Below are 26,911 nucleotides of genomic sequence, written 5' to 3' on the forward strand. Positions count from 1 at the left end.
CAATGATCGACCATTCCCGATCGGTCAGTTCAAAACGCCGACGCGTCATCAAAGCCCCCAGAATCACAGGGAACCTTGAATCATTCTTTCGCGGTCGCGGGAATCCCGTTTATGAGTTTAGGACCTAAGCGAAAAAAGTTTGGGCGGAGCGCATTTTGGGGCGTCTCAAATCGCGCGATTTATGATTCACTGCCCATCATGGACGCCGCCAGCCTCGCCCTTGCCGAAGAAAACGCCGCGCTCAAAGCGGAGTTGGCGGTCGCTCGGGCGAAGGCCTCGGAAGCTGGACGGAGGCGCGCTTCCGGATCAGCGGCTTGCGCGGCGCCTGCAACAGATTGCTGCGCGCATGTTGGCGGCGCCAGGAAAGCCGGTTCCTGCGGCGTGCTTGGATTGGGCCGCAACAAAGGCCGCTTATCGCTTCTTCGACAACGACCGCGTCACCGAGCAAGGGGTTCTCGCAGGCCGTTTTGCCGCCACCAAAGCGCGCTTTGACGCTTCGGATGCGGCCGGCGTCGCGGTGGCGTCTGATCCGCATGCGGTCTTTGTCGGATGGAAGGACCGCGTGGTTTTGGGCGTTTTCGCCACGATGAAGCTGGCTTTGGCGCAGTCGCTCGATGACGAGAAGCGTCCTTATATACTGGAGGCTGGGGCGTTGCGGTCGTTGGCCCTGCCGCATGTCCGGCAGGAGCAGTGGAAAATCCATGGCCATAATCGGAATGCCGTGCCGGCCGATCCGGGACAGGATGCGGTGATTCTGGTGGCGCGTCATGGCCGGACCCTTGTTGTTCAGGGGGCGCCTGGCACGGGCAAGTCGCAGACGATTGTCAATGTCGCCGCCAATCTGGCGCATGATGGCCGCCGGGTTTTGATTGCGGCGGAGAAGGTTGCTGCGATCGAGGTGGTTTCGGCGCGATTGAAGAAGGCCGGCGTTGCGCATCGTCTTTTTGTTGGGAAATCGGATGGCGGCGGCGAGGATCGGATCGTCTTGACGACGCCGGCGGTTGCGGCGCGGTTTTTGCCGCCACAGGAGACCTTTGATTATCTCGTTATTGACGAGGCTGGCCAGGCGCCGTTGCCGAATGCGGCGTCTTTGGCGACGCGGGCGCAAAGGATGCTGGTGGTCGGGGATTCCCGGCAAATGGGCCCGAATTTGCGCGCCTATCTGCCAACGGCCAAGGCGGCGAGGACCCTGCGCCTGGCGGATGTTTTGACCCGGGCGCTTGATCTGGGGGTACCGGAGATGCGGTTGACGCATCATTATCGCTCGCAGCATGCGGATTTGATTTATCCGTCGAATGCTTTGTCTTATGGCCGCCGTTTGATGACGTCGCCGTCGCCGGCGATCAATCGTAGCTTGGGTCTGTTCCTTCATCGCCTGGATGGCGTGACGGTCGAGGAGGGGCCGGCCGGCGTCGTCAACCGGTTTGAGGCGGCGGAGATCGTCAAGATGATCGATCTGGCGTCACGGGCGGGCGATCGGCTGAGCCTTGGCGTGATTGTGATGAATGAGGCGCAGCGCGACCTGGTGTCGCGGATGGCGCGTCGGGAGTTTGCGAAGTCGGGGCGTTCGTTGGAGGGGTCGTTCGTTGTGCCGGGCGAACCGTTGTTCATTCGCACGATCGATGCGGTGCAGGGCGAGGAGCGGGATTTGATCCTCGTCGGCATGACCTATGGGCGCAAGGTGGACGGACGATTGCCGCGCACGCTGGGTCCGTTCTCGTCGCCGGCGGTTCGAGCCAAGGTGAACGTGGGTTGGTCGCGGTCGCGCGTGCAATGCATGGTCGTCAGGTCCCTTCACGAAGAGGAGCTGGACGTCGAGCGCCTCGCGTCTCACGCGTGGTTCGCCAGGATTTTGTCCTTTTGCACAGTGCGGACCGCACCATTCTATTTGCCCAAGCGCCATCCCTTTACGGACCTGGCCGATCGCCGCGGCTGCCTCGTGGAGGTGAAAGAAGGCTTGTTTTGCATTCGCACCAAGGCCGAGGCGTCGCAATACGTGATGGGCGCATATCTCAAGGGTTTGCGTGGCGACATTGAAGACGCGGCGGAGACTTCACGCCTGAAGGCGTTGGGTTGACGTCTCGAAGTGTTCGATGCGTCAAAGGCGCTGGAAACGTCGAAGGCCGAGGATTTTTTCGTCTCGTGGAATTGGACGTTTGGAAATGTCGAGTTCACGCTGGATCGCTTGGTGCGGCGCTGATGATCGTTGGCTTTGGCGGATCCTCTATCGTGGCAACAAGGGCGACGACAGGAGCGATGACACGGTAGGTGGCACGGCCTGGAGTTCAGAAAAACACTCGTTTCACGGCATCGGATGGACAGGGCGCCGCAGACGCCGTCGCGCGGCGGACGGGTGACTTTGCAGTGAATTTGGCGCGCGGCGAGGCGAGATTGTCGTCGTGATTGACGGCGCGGAAAAATTGATAAATTCCAATATGTTGCATTTTTGAGCGAGGACGTAACGTGCAATAACGGGTCCTTATTGCACGTTACTGCAGCATTCTGCGGGACAACTTTTGAGGGTAATGATCACCACCAATTATCGATACCTTATTTGGATGGCCTAATGCGCGGATTGGGCCTGTTCGAGAGCAGAAGTTGAATTTGGGACGATCGTAAAAATCCAATTTCGCAATTATTCATCGTAGGAACAACAGCGCGGGCCCAACGGTCAGTTCTCAAAGGCCGCCGAGAAACATTTTCCGTAACGCCGCGCCTAAAGTGTTCACCGTCGTGATGAGAGCGAGCAGGACGAGGATTAACGCCGCCGCCTCGCGATATTCGAACAGGTGGAAGGCGGTGACGATCTCGAGGCCGAAGCCGCCGGCGCCGACAAGGCCTAGGGTTGTCGCTGCGCGAAGATTGTGTTCGAGCCGGTAGATCAACGCGTCCATCAATCGCGGCAGGGCCTGTGGCAGCAACGCGAAGCGGAAGACGCCGAGTTTCGATGCGCCGTGGGCGCGCATGGCCGCGCCGGGGCCGGGATCGACATGTTCCAGCGCCTCGAAAAAGAGCTTGCCGAGCATGCCGGTGGAATGAACGCCGAGCGCCAGCACGCCGGGCAGGGGGCCGAACCCGACGGCCGCGACGAAGATCACGCCCCAGATCAGCCCCGGCAAGGATCGAACGGAGGCGAGCGCGAATCGCACGGCTTCGTTGAACCAGAATGGCGCGCCTGCATTCCGCGCGGCGAGCGCCGCCAGGGGCAAGGCGAGGAAGCCGCCGAGCGCCGTTCCGGCAATGCCTGTCGCCACGGTTTCCAGCAGCGGACGGCCCCATTCGCGCCAGCGTGAGAAATCGGGCGGGAAGGAATCCCGCGCCAATTGCTCGATGACGCGCAGCGCATCGGCATAGCGGGCGAAATCCAGCGCGCCGGCGTAAGCGAAGGCGATGACGATCGTCGCCGCCGCCGTGAGGACGATCGCCAGGCGATGCGCTTGCCGGCGGCGCCATTCGCCGGCAAGCCTGTGATAGGAGAGGGCGGTCGCCGCCTCTGTCATGGCGTCGGCTTGACGTCGCCCGGCGCCCAGGCGGTTTCGGCGTTCACGGCCTGAATGGCGGCGATCCAGTTGCGCACGCGATCGACGTCGGGATCGGCGGAGGGAATGAAGGCCTCGGCCCGGAACACCGCGAGCGCCGCCTGATCGTCGACATGGATGAAGGCCTGCCGGATCTCTTCCTTGAAGGCCGGGTCGAGGCCGTCGCGGAAGGTCCACATATATTCCGGGATTGGCGGCGATTCCTCGAGAATGCGCACCTTGTCGGATGGGATTTTTCCCTCCCGGAGCAGGCGGTCGTAGATTGGCTTGGAAAGCCCTCCCGCGGCGACCTTCTTGTTGGCGACGGCGAGGGCGACCGCATCGTGGGCGCCCAGAACGCGCATGGTGTAATCGTGGCCGGAAATGAGGCCGGCGTGCAGCAACTGCCAGCGCGGGACCCAGGTGCCCGAGGTCGAGGCGGGATCGCCAAAGGCGATTTCGCCGCCCTTCAGGTCGGCCAGTGATTTCGCCGGACTGTCCGAAGGCACGATGATCACGGCCTTGAACGTTGGTCCCACGACCGGATGGGCGGGGCGGGCGAAAGGTTCGAGCGGCGAGAATTTCGATTGCAGGATATAGGTCACCGGGCCGAGATAGGCGATGTCGAGCCGCCCGAACCGAAGCGCTTCCGAGGTCGCGGCATAATTGGCGCCCACGACGATTTCGACCGGCATGTTCAACTTCTTCTCGAGATAGGCGCGCAAGGGCTCGTTGAGGCGCATCACGGTCGGCGCGGATTCGCCCGGCAGCAGACCGATTACCAGTTTGGACGGCCGCGGCGTCTGCGCATGGGCCGCGAAGACGAAAAGCAGGGCGCAGAGAATCGTCGCCCAGGCGAGATAGGGGGAGTTCAGAAGCCGTCTCATTTCAGACCTTTCCAGTAGCGGTTGCAGAGCATGAGAAAACCCGCTCTTCGGCGACGCCGTCGAAGGCGTTGGTCGGGCCGTCGAAGACGATTGCGCCGTCCCTGACGCCGAGGATGCGGTCGGCCAGCGCGCGCGCCAGAGCGATCTGATGCAGAGCGAGCACGACGGCGACGCCGTCGCGGATCGCGAGGGCGCGCAGGTCGGCGCCGAGACGGCGCGCGAGCGGCAGGTCGAGCGCGGAGAAGGGTTCGTCGCCGAGCAGCAGGCGCGGACGGCGCGCTAGAGCGCGGGCGATGCCGACGCGCTGCCGCTCGCCGCCCGAAAGCGTTTCAACGCGGTCGAAAGCGCGGTCGAGCAATCCGACATCGGCGAGCGCTTTCGCGGCGTCCTCGCGCGCCCGTCTCGGCCACGGCAAGGGCGAGAGCGGATGACGTGCGTCGACCTGGCCGAGCAGCACATTGTCGAATGCGCCCAGCCGGCCGATCAGCGCATGATCCTGAAAGATCGTCGCGGTCTCGCGCCGCAGCAGCGCCCATTGATCCGGATGACGAAGGGTGCCGAGCCCCGGCGCGGCGACGGCGCCGCCATCCGGCTCGAGCAGGCCGTTGAGGACATTGAGCAAGGTCGTCTTCCCGGCACCAGACGCCCCGACCAGAACGGTGACGGCGCCGCGCTCGAAACGGGCAGAGACGAATCGCAGGATCGAACGGCCGCCGCGCGCGACGGAGAGCCCCTCGACCGTCAGCGCCACGGGTGTGTCGCAGGCGCCGGACCGGCTGCGCGCGGGCGCCAATGCGGCGCCGCGCGCAAGAAGGGGAAGAGAGTGCGACAGTCCGGTCATGAGGTCTCCACGGCGACCCGCCGCCAGAAATGCTTTCCGGCGTCGGCTCCAGATTCGAGAACGGCTCATACCGCGGTCGGTCGCCTCTTGCGGGCGACAGGGGCGTCCTGCGCGGAGGCAGTCGGCGAAGGTGAATTAGCAGGATCGGCGCCAGCCGGCGTCAATCCGCGCGCCGCCGGGCTTCTTGCCTCGCCCGGCCTTCGTGGACATTTCCGGAATGTACATTTTCGTCGATCGAACGTTCCTGCGCGAACGCATCCCGCGAGACCGGTCGCGGTCCATCGCCCGGAATTGCGGGGCGCGACGTTCTGGCCCGGCGATTGCTGTGGTCCTGTCGATCAAGTGGACCGCCATGCCCGATAGTCGTCGCCTCGCACCCTCCCGCGCCACAAGCCTCCCGCCGAGGCCGGCGCCAGCGCCGAACTGGCTGCGTCCGGGCGTGATCGTCCATGACCCGGCGGTGATCGTCGATCGGCTGATCGTCGATTTCGCCGCCGAATTGCGCCAGCGCGGTTTTGTGGTATCGGGCTATGCGCGGCTGGGCGCCGTGGCCATCGGCGCCGCGCCGCAGTCCATCGATCTTTCAACCGGCGAAAAATTCGTGGAGACGCCGGATTCGGCGCCTGCCCATCTCGCCGCCGCCCTGAAGGGTCGCGCCGATCTTTTCGCGATTGGCCGCTTCCCCGCCTGCACCGAAGCCGCGCGGGCGTCCGGCCTGCCCGTTGGCGCGGGCCCCGGGCGGGCGCTGCCGCTGCTCTCGGCCATAGCGGGCGGCGCCATCCACCACTGGCATCAATTCGTTCGTCAGGAAGGCTCGATGATCGCGCCCAACGGGCGCGCCCTTTGGGAATGGTGGGGAGCGGACCGCCTCTATGACGATCTCGTGCTGGGAGTCGCCGAAGCCGAAACGCGGCGCATCGTCTGCGGCCCGCGCTGGCTGATGGTGGAAGGCCCCCGCGGCGCCGGCCTCGCCTATCTGCCGCGCCTGAGCGAATTGTCGAAGCTGTCGCTGCGCGACCTCGCGCGTTTTTGCCAGTCCTGGAATCCGTTGGAGGCGGCGCTCGGCGTTGCGGCTCTCAACGCCCATTACAACGCCTATGATCTCGAAGCGGCGGCGGGCAATGGCGTTCGCGGCTTCCGCTCGGCGCCGGGGCCCGTCGTCGTGATCGGCGCCTTTCCTGGAGCCGATTCCATCCTGCCCGATTGCGCCATCATCGAGGCCGATCCGCGGCCCGGCGAATATCCGACGGCGGCGATGGAGACCTTGCTGCCGGGATGCGGCGGTGCCATCGTCAATTCCTCCGCCCTCATCAATCGCAGTCTCACCCGCATCCTGAGACTGGCGCGCCATCGCGCCGTGGCGCTGATCGGCCCCTCGACACCGCTGAGTCCGCGCCTGCACGATTACGGTGTGGCCGTGCTCGGCGGCTTTGTGGCGCGCGATCCAAAGGGCCTTGCGCGGGCTGTCGAGGCTGGCGCGACGCCGAAGGATTTCGCCCGGTTCGGGCGCTACATCCATCTTCGTGGCGACAGTTTCGCGCCGTCCCGGCGCTAAGGTTTGTTTCGACGCCCGGCTCGCCGGGCGTCCGATGCGGCATGAGCCGTTTCCACCCGCGATCGGAAGCATCCGATCCATCGAAGGGAGACCGCCATGCGTCCGGAATTTCTGTTGAACACCTGTATCGCCGCGATGCGGCTCGAAGGCTGCGGCCCTGAGTTCATCGCCTTGCTGCTCGCGGAAGGCGCCGTCGACGCCCTGACGGCCGCCGGATTGCGCGCCGCGTCCTTCGACGCCGGTGTCGAGCAATTGGCGGAGGCCATGCGCGAGCGCGCCGCCGAATTGCGCGCGGCCCATCTCGCCCCCGCTGGGCGCCCGGCGCCTCTCGCGCTGGTCGCGGGGAACGAAATCGCTTGAAGGATGCAGGCCGCGAACGAACGATTTTGAACGGCATTTGCACGTTCCGGTGCGAAAGGGCGGCGCCCGGCTCGCGAACAGCGGGATCGCCGGTCAGGCGCGGCATTTGCGAGAAGGATTTTCAACGGAGGGAAGGCGGGCCATGGCCACCCACGATCTGAGGCAAAGCATCCTCAAGCCGCCGGCCGCTCCGGCGACGCGCATCCTGCTGCTGGCGCGCTCGGCGCCGCTCGCGCCCGATTACGCCGTTGCGTCCTATCCCGGCGATGGCGGATACCCGGCCTATTACCATCGCGTCTATGAGGTTCTGCGTGGGCTCGGCTATCGCGTGGCCACGTCGAACCAGTGCCGCGCGCTCTATTCCGTGGCGCAGGATGTCGATCTGGTGTTCTCGCTCTACAACCGCATGCCGATCGACAATCCGGAGGTTTTCGTCGCCTCGACCTGCGAATTCCTCCACCTGCCGCATATCGGCGCCAAGCCCAATATCCGCGCGCTCGCCGAAGACAAGTGGATAACGAAGAATTTCGTCCGCGCCCTGGGCCTGCCAGTCGCCGAGGGCGCGATTTACGCGCGTGCCGACGACCTTACGAAGCCGCCGCCTTTCGCCGGGCCCTATTTCGTCAAGAACCGCTTTGGCGCGGCCTCGGAAGGCGTCACGGACGCCTCGATCCAGGACGATTGGGCCGGCGCCGCGCGTGTCGCCGAGCGCTTTTTCGCGCGCGGCATGGCGGTGCTGGTCGAACGCTATGCGCGGGGCGTGGATGTGACCCTCCCGGTCATCGGCGCCGACGAGCCGCTCGTTCTCAACCCGGTGCGGCCTTGCTCCGACCGCTCCGGCGCAATCGTCACCGAAGATCTGAAGCGCGACGATCCGCTCGGCTATCGCATGCACGATGTCGGTGCCGCCGCTCGCGCCTTCGCCGAAGACGCCCGCACGCTCTGGGCGGCGGCGGGTCCGATGGATTATCTGCGCCTCGATTACCGTTTCGACGACCGGACCGGCGAGCGCGTCTTTCTCGAATTCAACATCTGCTGCCACATCGGCCGCAGCGGCGCCATCTGCCTCGCGGCCTTGCAGCAGGGCCTGAGCCAGGCCGATCTGCTCGGCCATGTTGTCGAATATTCGGTGCGCCGGCAGGCGCGCATGGTGGAGGCGCGCAAATGGGTGCGCTGACCTCCATCGCCCTCGCAACCGAGCCGCCGCCGCGCGCCTTCGGCGACGCTTTGACGCCGCGGGCCTCGGCGCGCGGCTGGGATTTTCTCGGCTCCTGCCCGGCGTCCCTGCGCATGAAAATGCGCGACGATCTTTCCGAGCTCCTGCGCCTCCGCCGCCTTGCCGGCGACGAGCGGCTGAAATGCTGCATGCCGATGGGCCATGGCGGCCGCACGCCATTCGACCGCCTGCGATTCATTCGTGAACTGGATGACTTTCCAAAATTGCTGGTCTCCAGCGATCACGGCAACGCCTTCAATCGCGCCTTTCATGCGCGCCATGTCGAAAGCGGCGCCTTCGCCAGCCTGCAGCCCCAGGGCGCGGTGGCGGCCTTTGTCGAGGCGGGACTGATCGATCCGCGCGGCTGGATTGGCGTCTATGCGGCGGCGCCTTTCGTCATGCTGGTCGACCGCGTCCGCCTCGGCGCGCGACCGATCCCTGAAAGCTGGGCCGATCTCGCCGATCCGGTCTATCGCGGCGAAATCGCCTTGTCGGGCTGGCGTCCGCGCGGTGCCGGCCGCTGGGGGGCCTATAATCAGTTTTTCCTGCTCACGGCGTCGCGCCTGCTCGGCGAGCGGCGTTATCGCGCCATTCTCGGCAATCTTGCGGGCCTTGCCCATTCGGCGCAAATGCCGCGCCTCGCCGGGACCGCCAGTTCCCTTGCGGCGATCTATATCCTGCCCTGGGCTTTGGCCGATCTCTGTCCGCGCCGCGACCGCACGCAGGTGGTCTGGCCGCGCGAGGGCGCCCTGGCGTTCCCGCTCTGGATGACGGCGCAGGCGGCGCATCGGGTGCGGGTGGCGCCGCTTGCAGATCATTTCTTCGCGCCCGGGACGGCGCGCTGGCTTGATCACAATCTTTATCCGTCGCTGGCGCCGGGCGGCGGGGCCAAACTGCCGCCGGGCGCAAGGCTGTTCTGGCCCGGCTGGGACTTCCTGCGTTCCCGCGCGGCGGCGGCGGAGATCAAGCGGGTCGACGCCTTGTTCCACGCCGCGACCGAACGGATCGACCTTGGAGTCCTGACATGCGCGTAGTCACGGTCGCGGGGCCGCCTTCGGTCGGCAAGACGTCTCTGGTTCTCAAGACCGCCATCGCCTTGCGCGCGGAGGGCCACAAGATCGTCGTGGTCAAATTCGATTGCCTCTCGACCGACGATGATGTGCTCTATCGCCGGGCCGGCCTGCCCGTGGCGGCGGGTCTCGCCGGTTCGGTCTGTCCCGACCATTATTTCATCTCCAATATCGACGATTGCCTGGATTGGGCCGAGGGCCTCGGCGCCGACATGCTGATCGCCGAGAGCGCCGGCCTCTGCAACCGCTGTTCGCCACATGTGCAGGGGGCTCTGGCCGTCTGCGTGGTCGACAATCTCTCTGGCGTCCACACGCCGAAAAAGATCGGCCCGATGCTCAAGCTCGCCGATGTGGTCGCCGTGACCAAGGGCGATATCGTTTCGCAGGCGGAGCGCGAGGTTTTCGCGCATAATGTCTGGCGCGCCAATCCGCAGGCGCAGATCGTCGTCTTCAACGGCCTGACCGGGCAGGGCTCGGGCGAATTGGCCTTCCACATGCGTTCCGCGCCCGATCTCGCCACGCTTGACGGGCGGCGGCTGCGTTTTCCGATGCCTTCGGCGATCTGCTCCTATTGCATCGGCGAGACTTGCATCGGAGAAGCCCATCAGCGCGGCAATGTCCGCAAGATGCGCTTTCCTGAATCCGGGCTTCACGGATGAGCGCACATCCGCTTTCGCTGCGCCTCGACGAAGCGCAAAGACTCAATCCGGCCATCGCGGCGCTGATCGGCGTCGCGCCGAAGCCCGAGGTTTCGCTCGCCGACTGGCTCGCCTCGCTTGACGAAAGGGCGTTGACGCAGCTTGGCTTTTCCCGATACCGGCTTGAATCGCACCTGCTCGATCTCGCCGCGCAGGCCGAACTTTTGCGCACACCCGCCCCCGCCTTGAAAGAGCTGCGCATTTGCGGCGGCCGCGACAAGGCGGGGCGACCTGAAAATCTCGATCTCGTCCTGCGTCCGGGCGCCATTGTGAGCATTGTCGGCCCGACCGGTTCCGGCAAGAGTCGCCTGCTCGGCGATATCGAATGCCTCGCCCAGGGCGACACGCCTTCGGGACGCCGCATTCTCATTGACGGCGAAGTTCCCGATCCGGCGCGGCGCTGGGCCGCGAGCGGAAAACTCGTCGCGCAATTATCGCAGAACATGAATTTCGTCGTCGATCTCACCGTCGGCGATTTCATTGCTATGCATGCGGAATGCCGCGTGGTCGATGCGCCGGAACAGGCGGCGGCCGAAGTGATCGCTTGCGCCAATCGCCTTGCCGGGGAGCAATTTTCCGCTTCGTCCTCGCTGACCCAGCTCAGCGGCGGCCAGAGCCGCGCTTTGATGATCGCCGACGTCGCCTTGCTGTCGAGCTCGCCCATCGTCCTGATCGACGAGATCGAGAATGCCGGGATCAACCGGAGGCAGGCGCTGGAGCTGCTGGTGGCCAGCGACAAGATCGTGCTCATGTCGACCCATGATCCGATCCTCGCCCTTTATGGCGACCGCCGCATCGTCATTGCGTCCGGCGCCGTGGCGGATGTGATCGAGACCGGGCCGCAGGAACGCGCCCATCTCGCGGCGCTCGAACATTATGACCGGCTTATCGGCGACTTGCGCGAAGCTTTGCGCCACGGAAGGCGGCTGGAGAGCCTGCCCGCCGAATTCGCTTCCTTCGGGACCTTGCCATGCACGCGCTGAAATTGCTGCTGGAACGCCAGTCCTGCCACGCCTTGCAGGAGCCCGGTCCGGACGAAAAGCAGCTTGAACTGATCCTGCGCGCCGCCTTGCGCGTTCCCGATTTTCAGAACCTCAAGCCGTTCGAATTCATCATTGCCGAAGGCGGCGGACGCGAAAGGCTCGGCGCCCTGATGCAGCAGGCGGCCTGTGCCTCGGGACGGCCGCAGGCGGATTGCGACCGCGCGGCCAGAATGCCGCTGCGCGCGCCGCTCGTGATCGTCGTCGTCGCCAAGGCGCGCGCCAGCGAGATCGTGCCGTTGTTCGAGCAGCAGCTTGCGGCCGGCTGCGCCGTCATGGCCATGCAAATGGCCGCTTTCGCACTTGGCTTGGCCGGCGTCTGGCGCTCGGGCTGGCCGATGCACGACGAGCATCTTCCCGCATTGCTCGGTCTCGCGCCGCCGGATCGCATCGTCGGCTTTCTCTATCTTGGCAGCGCCGCCAAGGCCTACCCGCCCGCGCCGGCGCCGGACACCGGCGCCGGCGCGGCGCTTGTGAGGGGCGCCATGAGAATCGAAATTTTGCGCGCGAGCGATCACGCCGCATGGCGGCCTTTGTGGGAGGCTTATCTCGCCTTCTACAACACGGTTTTGCCGGACGATATCTATGCGCTCACCTTCTCGCGCCTGTCCTGGCGATGGCGACAGCTTATGCGACTGTCGGCATCGCCGCCGCGTGGACCGGACAAAATCTTCAACTCGTCCTGCAGACCCCTGCCGCTGTCTTGGCGATGAGCGTGCTCTTCGTGGCCTTGGCGCTGTCGATGTTTGGTCTGTTCGAAATACAGCTTCCCGGCTCCTGGAGCCGGAAGGTCGCGAGAGCGACCTCGCGAGCGGGTGGATCACTCTCGGGCGCTGCACTACTTGGCTTCGGGGCCGCCCTGATCGTTGGACCCTGCGTCACGCCGCCGCTCGCGGCAGCCCTGATTTACATCGCCGATACCGGCGATCTCCTTCGCGGCGCCTTGGCGTTGTTCGCTCTCGGCCTCGGCATGGGGCTCCCGCTGATCGCCTTCGGCGTGATCGGCGCGGGTCTGACGCCGAAATCCGGCCCCTGGCTGGCGAAGGCCAAACAATCCTTTGGATTCGTGTTTCTGGCTCTGGCGATCTGGATGTCCGGTCGCGTCACCGAGCCGCCCGAGGCTTTCGTCGACGGGCTCGAACGCTTGCGTGGTCGTTTTGGAATGCGCGTGCTGGGCGGTTGCTGCGGGGCAGATGGACATCATTTCGAGGCGATGGCGCGGACGATTGCCCGTGAGAGGATCGATCCGTAACGATGAACAGGTAGAGAAGCGCGGGGCGGCCGAACGACCGTTGACGCGGGAAAGCAGCAGTCAAACCATGGGCATGAACAAAACTGGCGCACGCGCCGGGTTTTCGCTTATGTTGTCAGCATTGCAAAAGCACCGGACTGACGTGTTGACCCGCAATAGCGCCCAGAAGAGCCAAGCGGCCCGGAAACCGGAGCCGAGCCGACATGTAAGCGGTCGAGTTCGCGCCTTGTTCCCGATTGCGGAGGTTTTTCGCCGTTACGGATACGAAGCCGCGACAATGAGCATCCTCGCTCAGGAGACCGGACTGGGTCGATCGAGCCTCTATCATTACTTTCCGGGCGGCAAGGAAGAGATGGCGCTGGCGGTTCTCGACCTCGCGGAGGTTTTTCTGCGCGAGGACCTGATGGCGCGGCTGGGCGGCGATGGCGACCCGAGCCTGCGTGTGGAGCATTTCCTCGGACGCTTGAAGGAATATTACTGCGGCGGCGCCGTTGGCTGCGTGTTTGCAAGTCTTACGCTACACGATTGCCCGCCGCCGGTGGCCACTCGGGTTTCCGCGCTGATGCATTTCTGGATCAAGGAGCTTGCCGGCCGCCTGACCAAGCTCGGCGTCAAATCGCCGACGACCGTCGCGGCTTCGGTCATCCGGAACGTACAAGGCGGCCTTGTCGTTGCGCTTGCAACCCAGGACGGCGGCCATTTCGATGCCGCGCTTCAGGACCTTCGACCGCTTCTCCTGCCCTCGTCGTGATCGACGCGATCTTGCCTCTCCTCCTTTAGGCCCGTTGACGAGGGCGCCGCCATTGCGATTTATTGTACCGAACGTTCGATGCAAAATGCAAAGCAGCCAAAGAGGCTGAGTGCGGGGCGTGCACCGCAAAAAATACTTTCGCGGGTCGCTGGAGGAAAGAATGGGTGTCTTTCGGGCAGGCGCCGCGCGCGCGATCGCGCTTGCGATCTATCTGGCGGCCATCTCGGTCGGCGCAACTTTGTCAGCGCCGAGATCCTCGCAATCCTGGCTAAGCATGGACGCCGCAGCCTCGACGCTCGACCGCAAGGCGATAGAGAAATATTTTTCATCGCCCTTCAGCGTCGGCGAACGCGATGCAAACCTTCCGATCTGGCCGATTTTTCACCAGAGCTACAACGGCGACGTCCTTGTCGCCTATGCCTTCGAGTCGATTGATTTTCAGCCGATCCCCGGCTTTGCCGGCACGCCCATCAATATGCTCGTCGCCATCAGGCCAACGGGTGAATTTCTGAGCGTCAACATCGTCAGCCAGCACGAGCCGGAATTCGTCGATGGCCTCGGCCCGGAACCTTTGCTGGACTTCGTAAGGCAATATGCCGGCAAATCCCTGCGCCAATCGATCAAGATCGCCCCTCAGGGACAGGCGCCGCGCTCGGACAGCGTCGCTGCCGAAATCAATGGCATCGCCAAGGCCACGGTTACGGTGCGCATTGTCAACGAGACTGTGATCGATTCAGCCTTGCAGGTCGCGCGCGAACGCATGGGATTTTCGAAGGGACGCGATCCGAACCGCGTCGCCCATGCGAAAGCCGATGTTTTCGAGCCGCTCAACTTTGCCCAATTGCTTGAACGCGGCTATGTGCGCAGGTTGCGCTTGAACAATGCCGAGGTCGGGAAACGCTTTGCCGGCACAGACGCGGCGGATACGGGCGATCAAGACCCGCGGGGCCTTTTTGCCGATGTTTATATTGCCGAGGTCGATGTCCCGCTTATCGGTCGCAATCTGCTGGGTGAAGCACGTTGGCGAACGCTGATGGGTCAGCTCGATGGCGCGCCCGCCATGCTCGTGCTCTCGTCGGGCCGCTGGAGCTTCATGCCGGACAGTTTCGTCCCTGGCGCGACGCCGGATTTCATTTCGCTGAATCAGGCCGATGCGCCGGTGGTCTGGCGCGATTTCGTTTGGCGCGATGGGATCGCGCAATTTCCTGACGGTTTCGATCCCGCACGAAATGACGTCGCCATCCTGCGCATCGCGCCGCAGGCCGCCTTCGATCCGGCTTCGCCCTCGGAATTTTCCCTGCGCGTCGTGCGCGAGATCGGCCAAATCTTTCCCGAAAAGATCGCGCGCGATTTTACGCTCGGCTATGAATTACCGAAAAGCCTGTTCGAATTGCCGCCGGAGGACGACGGCAAGGGATTGGCGTCGATCTGGGCGAGCCGCAAGATCAATATCGTCATCCTCTCGACAGGGCTTCTGGTTCTCGCCGTCGCGCTCGTCCGCCAGCGCGCCCTGACGCTGTCACCCGAACGGTTCCGGCGCTTCCGCCTCTCATTTCTCGCGTTCACGCTGATTTTCATCGGTTGGTGGGCGCAAGCGCAACTGTCCATTGTCTGGGTGTTTGGACTCATCAAGGCGGTCAAGGGCGAAGGAAATTTTTCCTTCCTTCTTTGGGACCCGCCGACGCTGATGGTGGCCGTCTTCACCGTCGCCGCCTTGTTCGTTTGGGGACGTGGCACATTCTGCGGCTGGCTTTGCCCTTTCGGCGCATTGCAGGAATTTGCCGGCGAACTCGCCAAAATCCTTCACCTGCGCCAGATCGGCCTGCCGCAGCGCTATGCGCGGCTGTCCCGCGTCCCAAAATTCCTGGTGCTCGCTGTCACCCTCTGCACCGGCCTGTTCTTCTCGTCGCAGGCCGAACGGATCGCCGAAGTCGAGCCGTTCAAGACCTCGATCACGCTCATGTTCTTCCGCTCGGCGCCCTACGTTCTCTATGCAGTCGCGCTGCTGATCGCCGGCATGTTTCATTACAAGTTCTTCTGCCGGTACCTGTGCCCGCTCGGCGCCACACTGTCGGCCCTGAGTTTCGTGCGGCAGTGGAAGTGGATTCCGCGCCGCCCCGAGTGCGGCTCGCCCTGTCAGCAATGCCGCGTGAAATGCCGGTATGGCGCGATCGAGAAGAGCGGCGAAATCATCTACCCCGAATGTTTCCAATGCCTCGATTGCGTTGCGATCCTCGATAATCCCAAACATTGCGTACCCGTGGTGCTCGAGCAGAAACGCGCACGCAAGCGGGCGGCAAAACAACTGGAGGCGGCCCAATGAAGCCCGATAGACGGCAGATTTTGCAGTTCGCGCTCGTCTCGGCCGGGCTTGGCGCCACAGCTTACGCGGGTTCGAAAGCCTTCGCCGATGCGCCGACTTTTCGACGCGCGGGCGTCGCTTTCGACACCAGCGTCGCCTTGACGATCGTCGGTTTGGAGGAACACGACGCGCAGGCGGCGCTTGATGCCGGCTACGCGGAAATTCGACGGCTGGAGCGTGTCGCCGGCCTGTCGACGCCCGGCAGCGCTATTCGCACGCTCAACGCAACGGGGCGGCTCGACAGGCCTGACCCCGCCCTCATCGACATGCTGACGGTCGCCGCGGACGTGCACAACGCTTCTGGCGGCGCCTTCGACGTCACGGTGCAGCCGCTCTGGATCTTTTACGACTCCTTCGCCAAGCGCGGAACGTGGCCGACAGACGAGCAGGCTGCATCCGCGCGCGCGTTGATCGGCCAGCAGCATTTGCGCTTCGACGCCGACGCCATCGTCTTCGATCGCCCGGGCATGGGAATTACGCTCAACAGCCTGACTCACGGCTATGCGGCGGATCGCGTCGCCAAGGTTCTGGCCGAGCATGGCGTCAATCAGGCTTTTGTCGACACCGGCGAAATGGAAGCGCTTGGCCGCAACGCGCACGGCGGCGAATGGATGACGGCGATACGAAATCCGAGGCAGGCAGAGGCCATGCTCGGGACGGCGCCGCTCACCGGCTGCATTGCGACGGCGGGCGATTACGCCTACGCCTGGTCGGAAGATTTTTCCCGTCATCACATCCTCGATCCGCGCACGGGCTATTCGCCGGCCTCCTTCGCCACAGTGTCGGTCATTGCGGAAAAGGCGGTCCTGGCGGATGCGCTCTCGACCGCTGTCTCGGTTGTCGGCCCGGACGAGGGCCTGCGCTTGCTGCGCCATTACGGCGCCGAAGCCTATGGCGTGACCAAGGGAGGAAGAGTCTGGGCCAGCGCAGGATTTCCGAGGCAGGGATTGGCCTGAATCACGAATTCGGACGAGGATTTTCCTCGCCGAGAACCAGGGAGAGAAACATGCCGAAATTCATCATCGAACGCGAAATGCCTGGCGTGGGCGGCCTGCCCTATGACGCCATCGTCGGCGCCTCGCAAACCTCGTGCAGCGTGCTCCGCGACCTCGGACCGCATATTCAGTGGATCGAGAGCTATGTCACCGGTGACAAGATTTTCTGCGTTTATATCGCGCCGAATGAAGAGCTGATCCGCGAGCACGCCCAGCGCGGCGGCTTTCCGGCCAACAAGGTTCACAAGGTCGAGCGGATGATTGATCCGACCACTGCGGAAGCCGCCGGTTGAGGGTCTGCGACGCGATGTCCGGTCGCGCACAGCCTGCGCGGACGGGGTCGCCTGCACGATGGACGAGGACGCAAATCGGCCCCCTTGACATCCCGCGCCTCTGGCGTACGCTGTACCGAACGTTCTGTGTAGCAATTACTCTAAAACAACTAGGCCTCTTTGTCTTCGATGCGTCGGAGGCACGGAGGTTTTTGTTTATTCGTTATCGTATTCTATAAGCATATTATAAGTACACACATCAGATTTCATATCACGATACGCTGATATGTTCACATATCATGGTCGTCTAGCTACGAAAAGGCGCCAGAAGGCGCGATCTACGATGGGAGGAAAACACCATGTTGAGAAAAGGTTTGAAAATCGCCCTGTTGGCAGCTGCGCTGCCGATCTGCTTGCTTGGCAGCCTTGGCAGCGCCGGCGCCGATGAAACCTGCCTCTCGCCCTATACGGCTTCGCTGATCAAGGGACAGGAAAAATACCTCCAAGTCTGGACGCTCGGCGAAAAAGGCGTCGGCGACGAAAGCGACAAGCTTGTCACGATTGATGTCGATCCCAGCTCGAAGACCTACGGCAAAGTCGTGAATGCGCTATCGGTTGGCGGTCGCGGCGAAGCCCACCACCTTGGCTTCACAGACGATCGCAAATTCATCTGGGCGGGCCGGCTGGACGACAACAAGATCTTCATCTTCGACGTCGGCACGGATCCCGCGCGACCCAAACTGGTCAATACGATCACCGATTTCGACAAGAAGACTGGTTATGTCGGGCCGCACACCTTTTACGCGCTGCCAGGCCGCATGCTCGTTGGGGCGCTTTCCAACCAGGCGGATCACGGCGGCGTCACAGGTCTCGCGACCTACAGCAATGCCGGCGAATATCTGTCGTCGCATCCCCTCCCCGTCGACAATGGCGGCGATGGCTACGGTTACGACATCGGTATCAACCCAGCCAAGAACGCTTTACTGACTTCCAGCTTCGCTGGCTGGAATAATTACATGATGGATTTTGGCGCCCTCGTGAAGGACGCAGACGCGATGAAGCGTTTCGGCGCGACGATGGTGCTCTGGAACCTGAAATCGATGAAGCCGAGCAAGGTGTTCAGTGTGCCTGGCGCCCCGCTCGAAATTCGCTGGTCGCTCAAGGACGGCGACAACTGGGCGATAACGGCGACGGCGCTCACGTCGCAGCTCTGGCTGGTGAAAAAGGACGAAAAAGGCGAGTGGATCGCAAAGGACGTCGCATCGATCGGCGATCCCGCCAAGATTCCGCTGCCTGTCGACATCTCGATCTCCGCCGACGCCAAGACCCTTTGGGTAAACACGTTCCTCGACGGGACGACGCGGCTCTTCGATATCTCCAACCCCGAGAAGCCCGTTCAGGTCTACGAAAAGAGAACCGGCGCGCAGGTGAACATGGTTTCACAGAGCTGGGACGGCAAGCGCATCTACATCACCACTTCGTTGCTGGCGAACTGGGACAAGAAAGGCGCCGACAACGAGCAGTTCCTGAAGGCTTACGACTGGAATGGCAAGGAGCTGGTCGAAAAGTTTGAAGTCGACTTTCACAAGGAGAAGCTCGGCCGCGCCCATCACATGAAATTCACCGGCGGCCCGCTTTCTTCGACCGGTTATCCCGCCGGCGAAACCAATCCCGGCTCTGGCGCCCTGTAAAAATGCCTCGCCTGGTATCGCCAGCGATTTTGGTCTCTGCTCTCGTCGCCCTCTTTCTAGGGGCGGCGAGGGACGTGCGGGCTGACGAACTGACGTCCTTGTCGCTTCCCGAGCCGGGCAGCTACAAGCTTGACCGGATCCTGCGCACCCCCTTCAGCGTCGTCTATGACGGAACCGGGTTTCCACATCTGCTGTCGTCCTACACCACGGGACGGATCACACTGCTAACCTTCTTCTACTCGGAATGTTCCGACCCCCAGGGCTGTCCGCTGGCCTGGAACGCGTTCGAGGCGATGCGCAAAAAAATAAAGGACATTCCGGAATTACGTGGCAAGGTCCGGCTCGTGTCCTTTTCATTCGATCCGCGCAACGATCGTCCGAACATTCTGGACGTCTTCGCCCAGAGCTATAACGACGACCGCGCCGTCATCCCCTGGGAATTCATCGGCGCCTGGTCAAATGCGCTCCTCAACCGAACACTCAACGCCTTTGGCCAGGATGTGCTTGTCGATCAAGCCGCCGCGAAGACCGGCGCCAATACGATCAACCACATCCTCAGGGTCTTTCTGATCGACCGCGATGGCTGGGTGCGCGAAATTTACACGTCGGCCTTCCTGAACCCGGACATAATCCTTGGCGACATCAGGACGCTGCAAATCGAGGAGGAGCAAAGCCATCTCGACAAGTAGGGAAAACCACCGGCTACGTAGGCGGCTGGCGCTTGTTCTCTGCGCGGCCCTTCCAATGATCTGCGAAGCGGACATCGGGAACGCCGCGAGCGGCGGCGCACCGCCTCTCGGCCTGCCTCCAGCGCCGGTTGCGCGCGCCGATGACTCGCTGATCGAACTAGGCAAGAAGCTCTTTTTCGACCGGCGGCTCTCCTTCAATCAAACCATGTCCTGTGGCATGTGCCATATCGAGGCGCAGGCCTTCACATCGAACGAAGTCGCCGTCTCTGTCGGCATGGAGGGCAAGAGTCTGCGTCGCAATGCTCCCAGCCTATACAATGTCGCCTACGAGCAGAAACTGTTTCGTGACGGGCGCGAACTCTCCCTGGAGACCCAGGTCTGGTCTCCGATCGTGTCTGCGGATGAAATGGCTGCCCCTTCCGTCGGCTGGGTGCTGGCCCGCATCAAGGCGATGGCGGATTACACGCCCTTGTTCACCCGCAACTTCCCCGACCGCGGCCCAACGATGGACACGATCGGCGTCGCCATCGGCGCCTACGAACGCACGCTGCTGCTCGGCAATTCGCGCTTCGACCGCTGGCGTTACGGCGGGGAGTCGGACGCGTTGACGGCAAAGGAGAGCCAGGGTTTCGACTTGTTCACCGGCAAGGCCGGCTGCGTGGCCTGCCACCAGATCGGGAATGACGCCGCTCTGTTCGAGGATGGAAAATTCCACGACACCGGGCTCGGCTACGCAAAGTCCATGGGGATCGGCCAATCCGCATTTGACCTGCGTCTGGCGGAGGGCAACGTGACGCGCCGCAGCCAGGATGATATCCGCGCGATCAGCAGTCCGCCCGCGAACGATCTCGGGCGTTTCGAAGTGACGCAAAATCCCGACGATCGCTGGGCGTTCAAGACCCCAAGCCTGCGCAACGTCGCCTCGACCGCTCCCTACATGCACGACGGCTCGATCAAAACTCTGCCTGATGTCGTCGACTATTACGATCGTGGCGGCGACGACAGTCCCAACAAAAGCAGCCTGATTTCGCCGCTGCACTTGAACGCGGAAGAGAAGCAGGCGCTTGTCGCCTTTCTCGGCGCGCTGACCGGAGCTAAGCCCTGATGCAGCTTACCGTATTGGTCGCCTCATCGAAAAAGAGCTGGATTTGTGGGCTTGTTGCCATGACGCGCCCCCGTTGATATTTGTTATTTTGAATGTATAGGCAGCGAATTGGCTTTAAATTGGGTCCGGCGACTACTCATGAATATTTGAATCAGTTGCTCTCGACGATTTTCCCGGCGTCAAGCGTGACGATCTCCTCCATGCGCTCCAGTCCGGCGAACTGGTGGGTGAGCAACAGCAAGGTTCGGCCGGCGGTTCGCCGCAAGACGCCATCGAGAACCTTTTGCGCGGTTTCCGCGTCAAGGCCTTCGGTCGGCTCGTCGAGAACAAAGATCGAGGCTTCTGTCAACAAAGCCCGCGCTACTGCAAGGCGCCGGGCCTGTCCTCCAGACAGTCGCGTCCCGGCGACCCCGATCTGGGTGTCCAGCCCCTCCGGCAGGTCGCGGATCGTTGCTTCAAGCTGCACGGTCGCCAGCGCAGACCAAAGCTCCTCGGCCGTCGCTTGCGGCCGCGCCAGACGGAGATTTTCCGCGACCGTCGCCGAAAAAAGATGCGGAGACTGGCCGACAATGACGATGCTCGAGCGGATGGACTCCATGGCCAGATGCGGCAATGGTACTCCACCCAGGCGGATTTCGCCGCTGGTCGGATCGCGGAAGCGCACAAGAAGATCGGCGATGCTCGATTTTCCCGCGCCGCTAGCGCCGACAAGGGCGATACGCGCCCCCTCCTTGACCGACAGGTCGATATTGGTCAGGGCGGGACGCCGGGCGTCGGGATAGCTCAGGCTGACGGAATCCAGCACGAGCTCGAAGGTTTGCGGAAGCGAGACGGGATTGTCGGGATCGACGACGTTTGGCTTGCGATCCAGCAAGGCGAACAGCCGTTCGGCCGAAGCAAGCGTCCCGAACAGACCGGCGAAGGCGGCGGGAACGCCGCCAAACGCCTCGAATGCAGCCAGCGCCGCCAAGGCCGCCAGCGTCAGATCGGGTCCGGCCAGCGCGCCTGAACGTACAAGCGGAACGCCAAAAGAGAGAACTGCGACAGCGGCCAGTTCGCCCGTGACGCCGACGCTGATCTGGCCGAGAGAGCCGATGCCGGCGAGGCGCCCTTCCGCCGTCAGCAAATTCTCCATCCTTTGGTCGAGCAAGTCGAAACGGGTTTGGGCCGCTCCCGTCAGCAGCAGGGGCGCCAGGCCCTCAATGTCGTCGACGAGGCTTGTGCGGATTTCGGCCTGGACCGCCGTGACGGCTTGGCTCGGCGCGCGGCCGGCAAAAGCCGCCAGCGCCGGAGCGAAAATTCCTGCGACGACGAGCGTAAGGCCTACGGCCGCGCCCAAAGCCACATTCCAGCGCGCCAGTACGCCAATCATAATCATTGAGGCGAGAATGGCGACGGCGAGCGGTGAAATGAGGCGCAGGAAAACCAGTTCCAACCGGTCGATGTCACCTCGCAGCCGTTCGGCGATGTCGCCCGACCGCAAGTTTCCGAGGGCGGCCGGAGCAAGCGGCTCAAGGCAGCCGAAGACAAAGCCGCGCAATCCGCCGATCAGGCGGAAGGTCGCCTCGTGGCTGATAAGGCGATCGAGATAGCGCCCGCCGGTGCGCAGGATGGCCAAGGCGCGGATCAATGCTGCGGGTGTAAAATAATTCATCGTCCCACCCGCCAGACCTGCGGCGGCCATGGCGGTGATGAACCAGCCCGATGTCGCCATCAGTCCGATATTGGCCAAAGCGCTGACGAGCGATACGAGTATGGAGGCGACGATCCACCAGGCATAGGGACGATAAAGGCCAAGCAGACGCCCGAGACTTTTCATCGCGCCGCCTCGCCGCCGGCCAATGAACCCAGCCGCGCGCTGGAAATCAGGCGCGCGTAAAGCCCGCCAGCGGCAAGCAGGGTTTCATGGCGTCCCGCCTCGACGATCAGCCCTCGATCCATCACCAGAATGCGGTCAGCATGCCGCACCGTCGCCAAGCGGTGCGCGATCGTGATCATCGTCCGCCCTGCAGCCAGTTCCGCGACGGCCATCGCCAAGGATTTTTCCATCGCCGGATCGAGATGGGCGGTCGGTTCGTCGAACAGGACCAGCGGCCCGGGTCGGTAAAAGGCGCGGGCGAGGGCCAAACGCTGAGCCTCGCCGCCGGACAGACCAAAGCCGTTTTCGCCGAGGCGCGTATGGACGCCCTGCGGCAGCCTCGCGACCAGGACATCCGCGCCGGCGGCGGAAAGCGCGTTCTCGACAGCGGTTTCGATATCTCCCTTTGCCGGACAGCGGCCCATGGCGACATTCATCATGACGTCGCCGTCGAAAAGATGCGGGCGCTGGGGCGCATGGGCGATGAGGCCGCGCCACGCATCGATATCCAAGACGCTCAAAGGGACGCCATCGACCAGAACCCGGCCCGCGCTGGCTTCGACAAAGCCAAGCAGAAGAGCGAAAAGCGTGCTCTTGCCGCCTCCGCTGGGGCCGACGAGGGCGACATGTTCGCCCGCCGCAATTTCCAGATTGACGCCGTCAAGGGCGGGCGGGCCGTCGTCATAGGCGACGCTGACGCGCTCAAACCGCAAGCCGACAGCTTTTTCGGGAGACAACCGCAAAGATTGCGCAGGTGATCGGGGAATTGGCCGATCCAGAAAGGCGACAATGCGTTCCGCCGCCGCCGTCGCCTCCATTTTGGCGTGGCGCTCGACGCCAACCACGCGAATGGGCGCATAAAATTCCGGCGCCAGCAGCAGGACGAAAAAGCCGATGTGAAAACCGATTTCGCCCCACATCAGGCGGAAGCCGACGAGCACCGCCGTCAAGGCGATGGCGACGGTGGTGAAAAACTCCAGAACGAGCGCCGAGAGAAAGGCTATGCGCAGCACTGCCATCGTGTCGCGGCGATAGGTCTCCGCCATTTGCGTGACAACGTTGACCTCGCGTTTGGCGGCGCGGAAAATTTTCAAGTCGGACAGGCCCTGCACGGCGTCGAGCAGATGGCCGCCGAGGCGAGCCAGGGTCGCCCACGCGCGCTTATTGGCGCGCTCGGCGCCTTGCCCGACAAAGACCAGGAAAACCACGGCCAGCGGCAAGGTGACGGCGAAGATCGCCCCCGTCTTCCAGTCGAGGGGCGCGACGAAGGCCAGAATGGCGAAGGGGATGACAGCACTCGTCGCCAGAGCGGGAAGATAGCGCCGCCAATAAGGCTCGATCGCCGTCACCGCGTCGGAAAAGGTCGTCACCAATTCGCCGGTAGGCGCATCCACAAGGCGCACCGGACCGAGCGCGCGGGCATGATCGAGCAGATTGCGAAACAGGGTTTTGCGCACGCGCGCAGACGCCTGGAAGGCGGCCTGATCGGCGATCCAGCCGAGCGCGGCCCGAAGCAGCGTCAGGAGCACCATAAATTTTATGCCGCCCGCGAGCGCCGTGAGATCGGCGCCGCCAAAGACGGCGTCATTGACAATGCCGGACAAGGTCCAGGCGAAGGCGATGACGACCGCCCCCCGCGCAACACCCGCCGCGAGCGCAACCGGAAGAGCGGCGCCGGCGGCAGGGCGCAGGGATTTAAGAAATGCGGTTGCGTCCGTCATGACAGCCTTGGCGTCGCGCCAGTCCGCGGAAAAGAGCGCGTCCGGACATGTTTGGGGCGCCATGTCCGGACGCTAGCGTGAAGGCGATCAGCGATTATTCGCGTCCCCGCCATTGCGGTCGAGATTGTCCTGAAACTCGTACCACATCACATTGATGACGCCGATCGCCGCGGCGGCGGAGACGCCAAGAATCCAAGCAAAATACCACATGCGCGAAATTCCTTTTCAATAGGCGGAATGCGAATGCGCGTCGATTTCTTCCGCCGTGACCCGGCCCCACATGTTGGCGTAGCACCAGATGGTGTAACCAAGAACGATCGGCAGCAGAAGCACCACGGCCCAGAACATCACGGTCAGGGTCAGATGGCTCGACGAGGCGTCCCAGATGGTCAAGCTGGAGCGCAAATCGAGGCTGGACGGCATGACGAAAGGAAACATCGACAGGCCGGCGGATCCGATGATCCCGGCCATGCCCAAGGCGCTGGACACGAAGGCGAGTCCGGGGCGGCGCGCCATAGAGAGCAAAGCGGTCAACTGGGGGCCGGCGATTCCGAGCGCCGGCGCGATCAAGGCGACGGGCATGCGTCCGTAGATGTCGAACCAGGCGTGCGCCGCCCGCGCGACTTCCTTGTCGAGCGGATTGGGCATGGCGCCATGAGGCGGTTCGCTCACGATGCGATAGCCGTCGACGCCGAACCACAGCCAGACCCCCGCGAGCGCAAAGGCAAGCGAAACCAGCGGCGACAGTTTCATCACCATGGCGCGCGAGCGGGACGCGACGGGATCGTCGGCGCGCAATTGCAGCCAGACACCGCCATGGACGCTGAGCATGGTCAGGCTGATGACGCCGGCCAACAAGGCGAAGGGGTTGAGAAGCGGCAAGAGCGCGCCGAACAGGCTGCCCTGATAATGCGAGCGCAGCATGTCGTCGAGGTGGAACGGTACGCCCTGAAGCAGGTTGCCGAAGGCGACCCCGAAAATCAGCGCCGGAATGGCGCCACCGAAAAACAGACCCCAGTCCCAGGCGTTGCGCCAGCGGTTGTCCTCGATTTTCGAACGATAGTCGAAGCCAACAGGGCGGAAGAACAAGGCGAACAGCACGAGCAGCATGGCCAGGTAAAAGCCGGAGAAGGCTGCGGCGTAGACGGCGGGCCAGGCGGCGAAAAGCGCGCCGCCAGCGGTTATGAACCACACCTGATTGCCGTCCCAATGCGGACCGACTGTATTGATGGCGATGCGCCGCTCCGTATCGGTGCGCGCGACGAAAGGCAGGAGACTTCCGACTCCCATATCCATCCCGTCAGTGATGGCGAAGCCCATCAGAAGCGCGCCGACGAGAATCCACCATGCGAATTTCAGGGTTTCATAATCGAACATGATTTGTCCTTCCCTCGCTCATTCGGCCGGAAGAGCGTGGGGCTTGGCCCCGCGTTCGAAGTGATAGCGTCCAAGCCCCAGCGAACTCGGCCCGAGGCGGATGAATTTCTGCATCAGATAAACTTCGATTATGAGCAGACCCGTATAGAACAGGACGAATCCGCTCAGCGAGAAAATCAGATCGCCGGATGTGAGACTCGAGGTCGCCAGAAAAGTCGGCAGAACTTCGCCGATCGCCCAGGGCTGGCGGCCGAACTCGGCGACAAACCAGCCGAATTCCGAAGCGATCCAGGGCGCAGGAATCGCCAGAACCGCCATCCACAACAGCCAGCGATTCTGCTCCAGTCGCTTGGTGGCGTTGAGCCAGAAGCCCGCGGCGAAGATGAACAGCATGGTGAAGCCCAGCCCGACCATGACCCGGAAGCCCCAGAACAGCGGCCACACTTTGGGAATGGTGCTTTTTGCGGCGGCCTTGATGTCGGCCTCGGTGGCCTTGGTCGGATCCTCGACGAACTGCTTCAGCAGCAGGCCGTAGCCAATGTCCCTGGCGTGGGCGCTGAAGGCAGCCAGCGTCGCGGGCGATTTGTCGCCGGCGCGAATTTTCATCAGATCGCCATAAGCGATCATGCCGGAGCGGATGCGCGTCTCATGTTGCGCGGTCAACTCATCGAGGCCAGTCACCTGTTTGTCGAGCGACCGCGTGGCGATGAGGCCCATCAGCCCCGGAATCTGAATTTTATCTTCGGTCTCCTGCTTTTCCTGCGAGGGAAGGCCGAACAAGGTGAAGGCGGCCGGAGCGGGCTCGGTATGCCATTCGGCCTCGATCGCGGCGAGCTTCACCTTTTGCACGTCGCCCAATTCGTAGCCGCTCTCATCGCCGAGCACGATTACCGAAAGACACGAGGCGAGGCCGAAGCCGACAGCGACCGCGAAGGAACGCCTTGCAAATGGCAGATCGCGGCCTTTCAAAATGTACCAAGCGGAAATGCCGAGCACGAACATCGAGGCGGTGACATATCCCGCAGCGACCGTGTGGACGAATTTCACCTGCGCGACGGGGTTGAAAAACACATCCGCGAAACTCTGCATCTCCATGCGCATGGTTTCGGGGGAAAAGACCGCGCCGACTGGATTCTGCATCCAGCCATTGGCGACGAGAATCCACAACGCGGACAGGTTGGAGCCGAGCGCCATCAAGAAGGTGACCGCCAGATGCTTGCGCTTCGACAATTTCTCCCAGCCGAGGAAAAACAGGCCGATGAAGGTCGATTCCAGAAAGAAGGCCATCAGGCCTTCGATCGCCAGAGGCGCGCCAAACACATCTCCAACATAATGCGAATAATAGGACCAGTTCGTGCCGAATTCGAACTCCATCGTCAGCCCGGTGGCGACGCCCAGCGCAAAGTTGATGCCGAAAAGCTTGCCCCAGAAACGGGTCATGTCTTTGTAAATTTCCTTGCCGGTCATGACATAGACCGTCTCCATGATGACCAGGAGCCAAGACAGGCCGAGGGTCAGCGGCACGAAGAGGAAGTGGTACAAAGCCGTGGTCGCGAACTGCCATCGCGATAGCTCAACGAATGTCGGATCGATCATGGCGAATGGTGCCTTTCATTCGGGCGTGGCCGAGCGGCGGTTCGACCGTTTCGCGAC

The 26,911-nt window shown here is 63.1% G+C and carries 23 protein-coding genes and 1 pseudogene; 16 read left to right on the forward strand and 8 right to left on the reverse strand.

Translation table 11 applies throughout. From position 1 onward, the window contains the following. Positions 1 to 283: 283 nt before the first annotated feature. A complete protein-coding gene (locus ACE3S9_RS00215) occupies positions 284 to 2,077 on the forward strand; it encodes a DEAD/DEAH box helicase (RefSeq protein WP_374544441.1) in 1,794 nt (597 codons plus the stop codon). Positions 2,078 to 2,678: 601 nt separating this feature from the next. Here the strand turns inward: ACE3S9_RS00215 and phnE are convergent. Genes phnE through ACE3S9_RS00230 form a run of 3 tightly spaced genes read right to left on the reverse strand, consistent with a single transcriptional unit; the run spans position 2,679 to position 5,246 of the window. After that, complete coding sequence (phnE, locus tag ACE3S9_RS00220) at positions 2,679 to 3,500, reverse strand: phosphonate ABC transporter, permease protein PhnE (protein ID WP_374544411.1); 822 nt, start codon at positions 3,498 to 3,500, stop codon at positions 2,679 to 2,681. Beyond that, positions 3,497 to 4,405, reverse strand: a complete 909-nt coding sequence (gene phnD, locus ACE3S9_RS00225; protein ID WP_374544412.1) for a phosphate/phosphite/phosphonate ABC transporter substrate-binding protein — start codon at positions 4,403 to 4,405, stop codon at positions 3,497 to 3,499. Before phnD ends, phnE begins: the two co-directional genes overlap by 4 nt. 1 nt (position 4,406) lies before the next feature. After that, positions 4,407 to 5,246 (reverse strand): ATP-binding cassette domain-containing protein, encoded by an 840-nt coding sequence (locus tag ACE3S9_RS00230; protein ID WP_374544413.1) that lies wholly within the window; start codon positions 5,244 to 5,246, stop codon positions 4,407 to 4,409. Between the two features lie 352 nt (positions 5,247 to 5,598). On the opposite strand from ACE3S9_RS00230, the gene ACE3S9_RS00235 reads away from it, so the two are divergent. The 15 genes and pseudogenes from ACE3S9_RS00235 (at position 5,599) to ACE3S9_RS00305 (ending at position 20,302) form a co-directional block, all read left to right on the forward strand. Further along, the gene (locus ACE3S9_RS00235) at positions 5,599 to 6,801 is read left to right on the forward strand and encodes a Rossmann-like domain-containing protein (RefSeq protein ID WP_374544414.1); all 1,203 of its coding nucleotides are present in this window, start codon (positions 5,599 to 5,601) and stop codon (positions 6,799 to 6,801) included. Positions 6,802 to 6,897: 96 nt separating this feature from the next. After that, the gene (locus ACE3S9_RS00240; RefSeq protein WP_374544415.1) at positions 6,898 to 7,161 is read left to right on the forward strand and encodes a hypothetical protein; all 264 of its coding nucleotides are present in this window, start codon (positions 6,898 to 6,900) and stop codon (positions 7,159 to 7,161) included. A gap of 142 nt (positions 7,162 to 7,303) precedes the next feature. Continuing rightward, positions 7,304 to 8,338: a hypothetical protein gene (locus ACE3S9_RS00245; RefSeq protein ID WP_374544416.1), complete on the forward strand. Its 1,035-nt coding sequence runs from the start codon at positions 7,304 to 7,306 to the stop codon at positions 8,336 to 8,338. Next, a complete protein-coding gene (locus ACE3S9_RS00250) occupies positions 8,326 to 9,411 on the forward strand; it encodes an ABC transporter substrate-binding protein (RefSeq protein WP_374544417.1) in 1,086 nt (361 codons plus the stop codon). Before ACE3S9_RS00245 ends, ACE3S9_RS00250 begins: the two co-directional genes overlap by 13 nt. Beyond that, positions 9,402 to 10,106 carry a GTP-binding protein gene (locus ACE3S9_RS00255; RefSeq protein ID WP_374544418.1) on the forward strand — a complete coding sequence of 235 codons (705 nt, stop codon included), beginning with the start codon at positions 9,402 to 9,404 and terminating at the stop codon, positions 10,104 to 10,106. Before ACE3S9_RS00250 ends, ACE3S9_RS00255 begins: the two co-directional genes overlap by 10 nt. Continuing rightward, entirely contained in the window at positions 10,103 to 11,128 is a 1,026-nt protein-coding gene (locus tag ACE3S9_RS00260) for an ATP-binding cassette domain-containing protein (protein WP_374544419.1), read from the forward strand. The genes ACE3S9_RS00255 and ACE3S9_RS00260 overlap by 4 nt, the downstream gene beginning before the upstream one ends. Next, positions 11,116 to 11,898 (forward strand): nitroreductase family protein, encoded by a 783-nt coding sequence (locus tag ACE3S9_RS00265; RefSeq protein WP_374544420.1) that lies wholly within the window; start codon positions 11,116 to 11,118, stop codon positions 11,896 to 11,898. Before ACE3S9_RS00260 ends, ACE3S9_RS00265 begins: the two co-directional genes overlap by 13 nt. Then, positions 11,793 to 12,290, forward strand: a pseudogene (locus tag ACE3S9_RS00270) (cytochrome c biogenesis protein CcdA); the annotation flags it as partial. The gene ACE3S9_RS00265 and the pseudogene ACE3S9_RS00270, both read left to right, overlap by 106 nt. 214 nt (positions 12,291 to 12,504) lie before the next feature. Then, positions 12,505 to 13,188 carry a TetR/AcrR family transcriptional regulator gene (locus tag ACE3S9_RS00275; RefSeq protein WP_374544421.1) on the forward strand — a complete coding sequence of 228 codons (684 nt, stop codon included), beginning with the start codon at positions 12,505 to 12,507 and terminating at the stop codon, positions 13,186 to 13,188. Between the two features lie 160 nt (positions 13,189 to 13,348). Then, complete coding sequence (locus tag ACE3S9_RS00280) at positions 13,349 to 15,511, forward strand: 4Fe-4S binding protein (protein WP_374544422.1); 2,163 nt, start codon at positions 13,349 to 13,351, stop codon at positions 15,509 to 15,511. After that, positions 15,508 to 16,506, forward strand: coding sequence for an FAD:protein FMN transferase (locus tag ACE3S9_RS00285; RefSeq protein WP_374544423.1), 999 nt, complete (start codon positions 15,508 to 15,510; stop codon positions 16,504 to 16,506). Before ACE3S9_RS00280 ends, ACE3S9_RS00285 begins: the two co-directional genes overlap by 4 nt. A 50-nt stretch (positions 16,507 to 16,556) precedes the next feature. Next, complete coding sequence (locus tag ACE3S9_RS00290) at positions 16,557 to 16,838, forward strand: DUF4242 domain-containing protein (RefSeq protein WP_374544424.1); 282 nt, start codon at positions 16,557 to 16,559, stop codon at positions 16,836 to 16,838. A 338-nt stretch (positions 16,839 to 17,176) separates the two neighbouring features. Then, on the forward strand, positions 17,177 to 18,508 hold the full coding sequence (locus tag ACE3S9_RS00295) for a selenium-binding protein SBP56-related protein (RefSeq protein WP_374544425.1): 1,332 nt from the start codon (positions 17,177 to 17,179) through the stop codon (positions 18,506 to 18,508). Positions 18,509 to 18,606: 98 nt separating this feature from the next. Further along, positions 18,607 to 19,197, forward strand: coding sequence for an SCO family protein (locus ACE3S9_RS00300; protein WP_374544426.1), 591 nt, complete (start codon positions 18,607 to 18,609; stop codon positions 19,195 to 19,197). Between the two features lie 55 nt (positions 19,198 to 19,252). Further along, positions 19,253 to 20,302, forward strand: coding sequence for a cytochrome-c peroxidase (locus ACE3S9_RS00305; protein WP_374544427.1), 1,050 nt, complete (start codon positions 19,253 to 19,255; stop codon positions 20,300 to 20,302). Positions 20,303 to 20,453: 151 nt separating this feature from the next. Here ACE3S9_RS00305 and cydC read toward each other — a convergent pair whose 3' ends face one another. The 5 genes from cydC to ACE3S9_RS00330 all read right to left on the reverse strand — a co-directional run bounded on the left by cydC (position 20,454) and on the right by ACE3S9_RS00330 (position 26,851). Further along, positions 20,454 to 22,121 (reverse strand): thiol reductant ABC exporter subunit CydC, encoded by a 1,668-nt coding sequence (gene cydC / locus ACE3S9_RS00310; RefSeq protein ID WP_374544428.1) that lies wholly within the window; start codon positions 22,119 to 22,121, stop codon positions 20,454 to 20,456. Continuing rightward, positions 22,118 to 23,881 carry a thiol reductant ABC exporter subunit CydD gene (gene cydD / locus ACE3S9_RS00315; RefSeq protein WP_374544429.1) on the reverse strand — a complete coding sequence of 588 codons (1,764 nt, stop codon included), beginning with the start codon at positions 23,879 to 23,881 and terminating at the stop codon, positions 22,118 to 22,120. Before cydD ends, cydC begins: the two co-directional genes overlap by 4 nt. An 87-nt stretch (positions 23,882 to 23,968) precedes the next feature. Beyond that, the gene (gene cydX / locus ACE3S9_RS00320; RefSeq protein WP_374544430.1) at positions 23,969 to 24,091 is read right to left on the reverse strand and encodes a cytochrome bd-I oxidase subunit CydX; all 123 of its coding nucleotides are present in this window, start codon (positions 24,089 to 24,091) and stop codon (positions 23,969 to 23,971) included. Between the two features lie 15 nt (positions 24,092 to 24,106). After that, on the reverse strand, positions 24,107 to 25,258 hold the full coding sequence (cydB, locus tag ACE3S9_RS00325; protein ID WP_374544431.1) for a cytochrome d ubiquinol oxidase subunit II: 1,152 nt from the start codon (positions 25,256 to 25,258) through the stop codon (positions 24,107 to 24,109). A gap of 18 nt (positions 25,259 to 25,276) precedes the next feature. Further along, positions 25,277 to 26,851: a cytochrome ubiquinol oxidase subunit I gene (locus ACE3S9_RS00330; protein WP_374544442.1), complete on the reverse strand. Its 1,575-nt coding sequence runs from the start codon at positions 26,849 to 26,851 to the stop codon at positions 25,277 to 25,279. Positions 26,852 to 26,911 lie beyond the last annotated feature (60 nt).

Origin of the sequence: Rhodoblastus sp., assembly GCF_041915505.1 — a bacterium.
Classification (GTDB): domain Bacteria; phylum Pseudomonadota; class Alphaproteobacteria; order Rhizobiales; family Beijerinckiaceae; genus Rhodoblastus.

What these genes read in the sequence shown, in the direction of transcription:
- phnE (WP_374544411.1), bottom strand. Translation starts at nt 3,500, where the DNA reads ATGACAGAGGCGGCGACCGCCCTCTCCTATCACAGGCTTGCCGGCGAA.
- phnD (WP_374544412.1), bottom strand. Translation starts at nt 4,405, where the DNA reads ATGAGACGGCTTCTGAACTCCCCCTATCTCGCCTGGGCGACGATTCTC.
- ACE3S9_RS00230 (WP_374544413.1), bottom strand. Translation starts at nt 5,246, where the DNA reads ATGACCGGACTGTCGCACTCTCTTCCCCTTCTTGCGCGCGGCGCCGCA.
- ACE3S9_RS00235 (WP_374544414.1), top strand. Translation starts at nt 5,599, where the DNA reads ATGCCCGATAGTCGTCGCCTCGCACCCTCCCGCGCCACAAGCCTCCCG.
- ACE3S9_RS00240 (WP_374544415.1), top strand. Translation starts at nt 6,898, where the DNA reads ATGCGTCCGGAATTTCTGTTGAACACCTGTATCGCCGCGATGCGGCTC.
- ACE3S9_RS00245 (WP_374544416.1), top strand. Translation starts at nt 7,304, where the DNA reads ATGGCCACCCACGATCTGAGGCAAAGCATCCTCAAGCCGCCGGCCGCT.
- ACE3S9_RS00250 (WP_374544417.1), top strand. Translation starts at nt 8,326, where the DNA reads ATGGGTGCGCTGACCTCCATCGCCCTCGCAACCGAGCCGCCGCCGCGC.
- ACE3S9_RS00255 (WP_374544418.1), top strand. Translation starts at nt 9,402, where the DNA reads ATGCGCGTAGTCACGGTCGCGGGGCCGCCTTCGGTCGGCAAGACGTCT.
- ACE3S9_RS00260 (WP_374544419.1), top strand. Translation starts at nt 10,103, where the DNA reads ATGAGCGCACATCCGCTTTCGCTGCGCCTCGACGAAGCGCAAAGACTC.
- ACE3S9_RS00265 (WP_374544420.1), top strand. Translation starts at nt 11,116, where the DNA reads ATGCACGCGCTGAAATTGCTGCTGGAACGCCAGTCCTGCCACGCCTTG.
- ACE3S9_RS00275 (WP_374544421.1), top strand. Translation starts at nt 12,505, where the DNA reads ATGGGCATGAACAAAACTGGCGCACGCGCCGGGTTTTCGCTTATGTTG.
- ACE3S9_RS00280 (WP_374544422.1), top strand. Translation starts at nt 13,349, where the DNA reads ATGGGTGTCTTTCGGGCAGGCGCCGCGCGCGCGATCGCGCTTGCGATC.
- ACE3S9_RS00285 (WP_374544423.1), top strand. Translation starts at nt 15,508, where the DNA reads ATGAAGCCCGATAGACGGCAGATTTTGCAGTTCGCGCTCGTCTCGGCC.
- ACE3S9_RS00290 (WP_374544424.1), top strand. Translation starts at nt 16,557, where the DNA reads ATGCCGAAATTCATCATCGAACGCGAAATGCCTGGCGTGGGCGGCCTG.
- ACE3S9_RS00295 (WP_374544425.1), top strand. Translation starts at nt 17,177, where the DNA reads ATGTTGAGAAAAGGTTTGAAAATCGCCCTGTTGGCAGCTGCGCTGCCG.
- ACE3S9_RS00305 (WP_374544427.1), top strand. Translation starts at nt 19,253, where the DNA reads ATGATCTGCGAAGCGGACATCGGGAACGCCGCGAGCGGCGGCGCACCG.
- cydC (WP_374544428.1), bottom strand. Translation starts at nt 22,121, where the DNA reads ATGAAAAGTCTCGGGCGTCTGCTTGGCCTTTATCGTCCCTATGCCTGG.
- cydD (WP_374544429.1), bottom strand. Translation starts at nt 23,881, where the DNA reads ATGACGGACGCAACCGCATTTCTTAAATCCCTGCGCCCTGCCGCCGGC.
- cydX (WP_374544430.1), bottom strand. Translation starts at nt 24,091, where the DNA reads ATGTGGTATTTTGCTTGGATTCTTGGCGTCTCCGCCGCCGCGGCGATC.
- cydB (WP_374544431.1), bottom strand. Translation starts at nt 25,258, where the DNA reads ATGTTCGATTATGAAACCCTGAAATTCGCATGGTGGATTCTCGTCGGC.